The 6602-nt window shown below is 33.6% G+C and carries 9 protein-coding genes; 4 read left to right on the forward strand and 5 right to left on the reverse strand.

Annotated elements, in window-relative coordinates; genetic code table 11:
• Positions 1–762, reverse strand: a 762-nt coding sequence (locus ACH2BG_RS09560; RefSeq protein ID WP_395047466.1) for an NAD(P)/FAD-dependent oxidoreductase, incomplete at its 3' end; no start/stop codon positions are given.
• Positions 759–1904: a sensor histidine kinase gene (locus ACH2BG_RS09565; protein WP_395047467.1), complete on the reverse strand. Its 1146-nt coding sequence runs from the start codon at positions 1902–1904 to the stop codon at positions 759–761. The genes ACH2BG_RS09560 and ACH2BG_RS09565, both read right to left, overlap by 4 nt.
• A 104-nt stretch (positions 1905–2008) precedes the next feature.
• Here ACH2BG_RS09565 and ACH2BG_RS09570 point away from each other — a divergent pair, with 104 nt between their 5' ends.
• The 3 genes from ACH2BG_RS09570 to aat all read left to right on the forward strand — a co-directional run bounded on the left by ACH2BG_RS09570 (position 2009) and on the right by aat (position 4078).
• A complete protein-coding gene (locus tag ACH2BG_RS09570) occupies positions 2009–2884 on the forward strand; it encodes a flavin reductase family protein (protein ID WP_395047468.1) in 876 nt (291 codons plus the stop codon).
• A 3-nt stretch (positions 2885–2887) separates the two neighbouring features.
• Positions 2888–3265 (forward strand): DUF3127 domain-containing protein, encoded by a 378-nt coding sequence (locus tag ACH2BG_RS09575; RefSeq protein ID WP_395047469.1) that lies wholly within the window; start codon positions 2888–2890, stop codon positions 3263–3265.
• 171 nt (positions 3266–3436) lie between these two features.
• Entirely contained in the window at positions 3437–4078 is a 642-nt protein-coding gene (gene aat / locus ACH2BG_RS09580) for a leucyl/phenylalanyl-tRNA--protein transferase (RefSeq protein WP_395047470.1), read from the forward strand.
• Here the strand turns inward: aat and ACH2BG_RS09585 are convergent.
• On the reverse strand, positions 4075–4629 hold the full coding sequence (locus tag ACH2BG_RS09585; protein ID WP_395047471.1) for a DNA-3-methyladenine glycosylase I: 555 nt from the start codon (positions 4627–4629) through the stop codon (positions 4075–4077). The two genes, aat and ACH2BG_RS09585, sit on opposite strands and share 4 nt — an antisense overlap.
• A gap of 72 nt (positions 4630–4701) precedes the next feature.
• On the opposite strand from ACH2BG_RS09585, the gene ACH2BG_RS09590 reads away from it, so the two are divergent.
• Positions 4702–5325 (forward strand): thioredoxin family protein, encoded by a 624-nt coding sequence (locus tag ACH2BG_RS09590; RefSeq protein ID WP_395047472.1) that lies wholly within the window; start codon positions 4702–4704, stop codon positions 5323–5325.
• Here the strand turns inward: ACH2BG_RS09590 and truB are convergent.
• Both truB and ACH2BG_RS09600 read right to left on the reverse strand, forming a co-directional pair.
• Positions 5279–5986, reverse strand: coding sequence for a tRNA pseudouridine(55) synthase TruB (truB, locus tag ACH2BG_RS09595; RefSeq protein WP_395047473.1), 708 nt, complete (start codon positions 5984–5986; stop codon positions 5279–5281). The two genes, ACH2BG_RS09590 and truB, sit on opposite strands and share 47 nt — an antisense overlap.
• Positions 5986–6602: undecaprenyl-diphosphate phosphatase (locus ACH2BG_RS09600; protein ID WP_395047474.1), on the reverse strand; the 617-nt coding region annotated here is incomplete at its 5' end. The genes truB and ACH2BG_RS09600, both read right to left, overlap by 1 nt.

A 6602-nucleotide genomic window follows, 5' to 3' on the forward strand; every position in this document is an offset into this window, starting at 1 on the left:
TAAATTCGGAATAGGTTCAGTTATTAAAACCTGTGCTCTGGCTGGTTTTACTTCATTGTTTGTTAACTGTCCGGCAAAACCATTGGTAGCAAACAACAACTTTTTTGTTGTAAAGCTATAATCGTTTACTTGAATTTCTACACCATTCGTATTGTCATGAAAATTAGAAACAGCCTGATTATTCAAAATTAAAATTCCATTAGATTGTGATTTTTTTAATAAAGCTTGCATCATGTTTCCGGTATCTATTTGTGCTTCAAACGGATTGAAAATAGTATATTCCTGTATATTTTGGAAACCAAATCGGTCGATATTTTTTTCGAAAACTTCGGCTTTGAAAATTAGTTTTAAAATATCATTGATGAACGGTAATTTCTGTAAACATTCGTTATAAGTAGATTCGTCATTTTTTAGAAACAATTCATATCCGCCAAAAGGTTTAAAATCGATTGCTTCATCACCCAAATTTCTTCTGAGTAATTGCAAACCTTGCCAGCGTTTTTGTACCAATTGAATAACTTCTTCTTCGGAATGTGATTTTAAATCATCAATAATTTCAGATAAGCTTCCAAAGCAAGCAAAACCTGCATTTTTTGTGCTCGCGCCTTCTGGCAACATGCCTTTTTCTAGGATAAGAATTTTACTTTCAGGAAATTTTTCACGCAACCGCAACGCAGCGTGAAGCCCAACAATACCACTTCCTACAATCGTATAATCTACATTTGTAAACCAATTTTTGAGTTCCCAATAACTTAAATTCATCGTTTAAAACTTATTTGAATTGTTGTTCCTTTATTTATTTCAGATTGCAATACTCTTATTTTTCCGTTGTGGTATTCTTCGACAATTCTTTTGGTTAATGACAATCCCAATCCCCAACCTCTTTTTTTGGTTGTAAAACCAGGTTCGAAGATGGTTTTAAATTGTTTTTTAGGAATTCCTTTACCAGAATCGGTTATTTTTATTTTGGTAGTTTTCCAATCATCTTCTATGGTTACATCAATACAACCTCGACCTTTCATAGCATCGATGGCATTTTTTACTAAGTTTTCTATCGTCCAGCTGTGTAATGTTGGATTTATTGAAACTGGAATTTGATGTTCCGGTGCTTTAAACGTAAAAACAACTTGTTTAGAAAATCGAGATTGTAAATATTCGTAAGCTTTTTGAGTTTCTTCGACCAAATCTTTTTCTTCCAAAACCGGTTCCGAACCTATTTTAGAAAAACGATCGGTAATGTTTAACAATCGACGTATGTCTTTTTCTATTTCTTGGACCGTGGTTTCATCTACATTATCGGCTTTCATGATTTCGACCCAACCAATGAGAGATGACAATGGCGTTCCTATTTGATGCGCCGTTTCCTTTGCCATTCCTGCCCAAAGTTTGTTTTGCCCAGAAATTTTATTGGTTTTATAATAATTGTATACCAATGCGCCAAACAGGAAAATTATCAATAATAATGCAATGGGATAATATTTTAATTTGTTCAGCAACGGTGAATTTGTGTAGTATAAATAATGAAATTTCCCCTTTACATATTCCATTTCTACACGTTTGTTGGAGTTTTTGAAACTTTGTAAAAGTGCTTTTGCTTTTATCGAATCTTTGATAATTTTTTCATCAATATTAATAGATTGAAGAATACTATCTTTCTGATTGGTTAATATAATTGGAATTGTATTGTTGTTTGTAATAATGTGAAAAGGAAGATCGAGATCAGTATCTGAAGTGGCATTATTAATACTTTTTTGTGCTTCGGCCCACAATTCTATTTTTAAGCGTTCTTCGTTTTTAAAAATTTTAAAAAAAGTATAAGTATTCCACAGAATCAACACTGTGATTAGGAACGATGAAAGAATTAAAACCCAACGGGTTGTATTATTTTGATTCGAAAACTGCATATTTTTTCTTGAGTGTATAAATATATAAAAAAAGACGTTAATCATTAATACAATTAGTTTTCAAATGAAAACCTTTTCTTATTTTTGTTGAAAATATAACAATTATGCTCAGCATTTCTCCAAAAGACATTACGACAGCGCAACTACAAGGTTATTTGCAAGGAGCAGTAAGCCCAAGACCTATTGCGTTTGCAAGCACAATAGATGCTGATGGAAATCCAAATTTATCACCATTTAGTTTTTTTAATGTTTTTAGTGCAAATCCACCAATTCTTATTTTTTCACCAGCAAGAAGAGTTCGTGATAATACTACAAAACACACTTTAGAGAATGCAAAAGCAACTCGCGAAGTAGTTATAAATGTGGTGAATTATGATATTGTACAACAAACGTCTTTATCAAGTACAGAATATGCTGAAGGAATTAACGAATTTCTAAAAGCGGGTTTAACACCTGTTGCTTCCGATGTTGTAAAACCTTTTCGTGTGGCAGAATCGCCTGTTCAGTTTGAATGTAAAGTGAACGAAATTATCGAATTAGGTCAAGAAGGTGGCGCAGGAAATTTAATTATTTGTGAAGTAGTTCGTATTCACATTAATGAAGAAATTTTGGACGAAAAAGGGGCTATCGACCAATATAAAATCGATTTAGTTTCGAGATTGGGCGGTAACTGGTATTCTCGTTCTAATCAAGGTTTATTTGAAGTGCCAAAACCATTGGTAACACTAGGAATTGGAGTAGATCGTATTCCAAATTTCATTAAAGAAAGTTCCGTTTTTGATGGAAATGATTTAGGTATGTTAGGAAATGTTGAAGCTTTGCCTACTGAAGAAGAAATTACTATATTTGTAAACGAAAATTTTGCTGTAAAAGGTGTTTTAAGTTCAGATGACGAACAAAAAGTGCATTTTAAAGCAAAAGAATATTTGAATAATCAAGACGTACTTTCGGCATGGAAAGTATTATTAGCAAAACGATAAGTTATGGAAGTTACAGGAAAAATTAAAGTGGTTGGGGCAGAACAACAAATTAGTGCCTCATTTAAAAAAAGAGAATTGGTTGTAACCACAGACGAGCAATATCCACAATCGATAATGATAGAATTTGTTCAAGACAAAGCTGATTTATTAAATAGCTATAATGTTGGAGAAGACGTAAAAGTATCTATCAATTTAGGTGGTAGAGAATGGGTAAATCCTCAAGGAGAAACTAAATATTTCAATAGCATCAAAGGTTGGAGAATAGAACGTTTGGCAGCTGCACAAGCACCAAATACACAATCACCACCAATGCCAACTGCCGAAACATTTGAGCCGGCAGCAAGCTTTAAAGAAGAAGAGCACGACGATTTACCTTTCTAATTTTAGAGAAAAGAAGAACGATAATAAAAGTCAGAAGTAATATTTATTTCTGACTTTTTTTTATAATTATTTTGGATTCCCGCCTGCGTGGTAAAGTCAGTGCGTCTGGTTTGTCTTTAACGCGCAGGCGGGGATCTATATTGCCATTGATTTTTGAAATTATTATTAATTATGCATTTTTTAACCCAAGAATTATCTTTTCCAAACACAAATGAATCCACGCCTGATGGTCTTTTGGCTATTGGTGGCGATTTATCTACCGAAAGGTTATTATTAGCTTACGAAAACGGAATTTTTCCTTGGTTTGAAGATGGTGATCCAATTATGTGGTGGTCTCCAAAGCAAAGAATGGTTTTGTTTCTAGAGGAATTGATAGTTTCTCACAGCATGCGAAATATTATTAATAAAAACATTTTTCAAGTAACCTTCAATAAAGCTTTTCGTGAAGTTATTCAGCATTGTCAAGAAATAAAAAGAGAAGGACAATACGGCACTTGGATTACCGATGAAATGATTGAATCCTATTGCAAACTACATGAATTAGGCAAAGCGATGTCGGTTGAGGTTTGGCAAAACGACACATTAGTTGGAGGATTGTATGGCGTAGATATGTTTCCTGTTTTTTGTGGAGAAAGTATGTTTTCCAGAGTAAGTAATGCTTCGAAAATGGCGTTTATTTCATTGGTAAATTATCTGAAAATAAATCAGTATAACTTACTAGATTGTCAGATTTACAATGATCATTTAGATAGTTTGGGATGTCGAGAAATTTCGAGAGAAGATTTTTTGAGGATTTTGAAAACAGCAATCTAACTTCTCGTCCAACAATCTTCTACATGGTCATTTATCATTCCAGTTGCTTGCATGTGCGCATACATTACGGTCGAGCCCACGAATTTGAATCCTCTTTTTTTCAAATCTTTACTCAAAGCGTCCGATATGGCTGAGGTTGCATGAACATCTTTTAGTGTTTTTGGTTTGTTATCAATTGGTTTACCGTCTACAAAACCCCAGATATATTTGCTGAAACTGCCAAATTCCTTTTGAATTTCCATAAAAGCAATCGCATTTGTCACTGCCGATTTTACTTTGAGTTTGTTTCTAATAATCCCTGCATTTTGCAACAATTCTTCTTGTTTTGCTTCGGAATAACGGGCTATTTTTTTATAATCGAAATCATCAAACGCCAATCGAAAATTTTCTCTTTTATTCAAAATAGTAATCCAACTTAAGCCCGCTTGAAACGTTTCTAGTATTAAAAATTCAAATAGCGTAGCATCATCGTAAACAGGTTTCCCCCATTCGTTATCGTGATATTCTTTATATAAATCACTAGACAAGCACCAAGCACAACGATTTCTCATAAAATAGTTTTTTCAAATGTAAGAATTTGTTTTAAAATTATTTGTAAATTTACTACAGCAATTTAAATTATTATGAAGACAGTTATAGCCCAAAGTTTTTTAAATGCAATTACTTATTCGGAATATCGGAATATTATTTCAGATCTAATTCAACAAGATAAGTCTTCAGGAGACGAGCAATCGGACGATTTGCTACATTATAGCAAACTGAACGAAACCAGAATGAATCGGTTGGACAAAACAGTTCATGTTGGTATTGAAACCACGCAAGAATTAAACACGCTTATGCACGAATATTATTGGTTGGTTCTTGCCGAAGGTTGGTGTGGTGATGCGGCGCAGCTAGTTCCAATTTTTAATAAAATGGCAAATACGTCTAAAAACGTTGAGTTAAAATTGCTATTTAGAGACGAAAATAAACCGCTTATGGATATGTTTCTTACCCACGGAAGCAAATCGATTCCGAAACTTATCATTTTAGAAAAACAAACACTCGAAATGAAGGGAACTTGGGGCCCAAGACCAGAAGGCGCAACAAAACTGATACGCAGTTACAAACAACAATATGGTGTGGTTGATGAAACTGCAAAAACAGAATTACAATTGTGGTATTTGCACGACAAAGGATTGAGCACTCAGAATGAATTAACTACTTTGATGCATCATTTGGAGCAATTGACTCATCAAACAAAGTAACATCAATGGCATTTTTCACATCATAATCACCAATTTTTGTTCTTCGCAAAACCGTAAGATGTCCGCCGGATTGTAAAGCCAATCCAAAATCATAAGCTAACGAACGAATATAAGTTCCTTTGCTACAAACGACTCTAAAATCGATTTCAGGTAAAGCAATTCGAGTAATTTCGAATTCGTGAATAAAGGTTTTTCGTGAAGCAATTTCTACTTCAACACCTGCACGAGCATGTTCATATAATCGCACGCCATCTTTTTTAATAGCCGAAAAAACAGGTGGTTTTTGGTCTATTTCGCCTAAAAATTGCATTACCGTTTCGTGAATTAATGCTTCGGTGATGTGTTCAGTAGGGAAAGTAGCATCAATCTCGGTTTCCAAATCATACGATGGCGTCGTAGCACCAATACAGAAAGTTCCAGTATATTCTTTGGCTTGACCTTGTATTTCGGAAATGCTTTTGGTAAATTTTCCTGTACAAACTATCAACAAACCAGTCGCTAATGGATCTAGTGTTCCTGCATGACCAATTTTAAATTTTTTTGGCAACCCCAATTTATTTATAAGCGAATATTTTAGCTTATTTACCGCTTGAAAAGAACTCCATTTCAATGGTTTGTCTATGAGTAAAACTTGACCGTTTAGATAATCTTCTGGAGTCATTAAATGATGGTAAGCGGATGAATAAAAAAGTGTATAAGTAGCAATGCAATTCCAGCTATGATTCGGTAATAACCAAAAACTTTGAAACCATTTTTACTTAAAAAACCAATAAACGTTTTAATAGCTAAAAGTGCTACAATAAAGGCAACTATATTTCCAATGATTAGGATGTTTATTTGGTCGTGAGTCAATACAAAACCGTCTTTATAATAATCGTAACATTTTTTAAGTGTTGCACCAAGCATCGTTGGAACTGCAAGAAAAAACGAAAATTCCGCTGCCGATGTTCTTGCTAATTTTTGAGACATTCCACCTACAATACTAGCACCACTTCTAGAAACACCAGGAATCATAGCAATGCACTGAAACAATCCGATTTTAAAAGCTTTTAGATAAGTAATTTCTGTTTCAGATGAATTGTTAAACCAATCGTCAACTTTTAATAGAATAATTCCGCCAATTAGAAGAGAAACAGCAACTGTAACAGGACTTTCTAATAAAGCATCAATTTTTTTGCTGAAGAGTAATCCTAAAACTACCGCTGGAATAAAAGCAACTAATAATTTAAAATAGAAATCTAAAGTTTGAAAAAACCTTTTGAAATATAAAACCACCA

It is taken from the genome of Flavobacterium sp. (genome assembly GCF_043779715.1).
Lineage (GTDB): Bacteria > Bacteroidota > Bacteroidia > Flavobacteriales > Flavobacteriaceae > Flavobacterium.

Bases quoted from the DNA above. Each gene is read 5' to 3' on its own strand.
- ACH2BG_RS09565 (WP_395047467.1), bottom strand. From the start codon at position 1,904: ATGCAGTTTTCGAATCAAAATAATACAACCCGTTGGGTTTTAATTCTT.
- ACH2BG_RS09570 (WP_395047468.1), top strand. From the start codon at position 2,009: ATGCTCAGCATTTCTCCAAAAGACATTACGACAGCGCAACTACAAGGT.
- ACH2BG_RS09575 (WP_395047469.1), top strand. From the start codon at position 2,888: ATGGAAGTTACAGGAAAAATTAAAGTGGTTGGGGCAGAACAACAAATT.
- aat (WP_395047470.1), top strand. From the start codon at position 3,437: ATGCATTTTTTAACCCAAGAATTATCTTTTCCAAACACAAATGAATCC.
- ACH2BG_RS09585 (WP_395047471.1), bottom strand. From the start codon at position 4,629: ATGAGAAATCGTTGTGCTTGGTGCTTGTCTAGTGATTTATATAAAGAA.
- ACH2BG_RS09590 (WP_395047472.1), top strand. From the start codon at position 4,702: ATGAAGACAGTTATAGCCCAAAGTTTTTTAAATGCAATTACTTATTCG.
- truB (WP_395047473.1), bottom strand. From the start codon at position 5,986: ATGACTCCAGAAGATTATCTAAACGGTCAAGTTTTACTCATAGACAAA.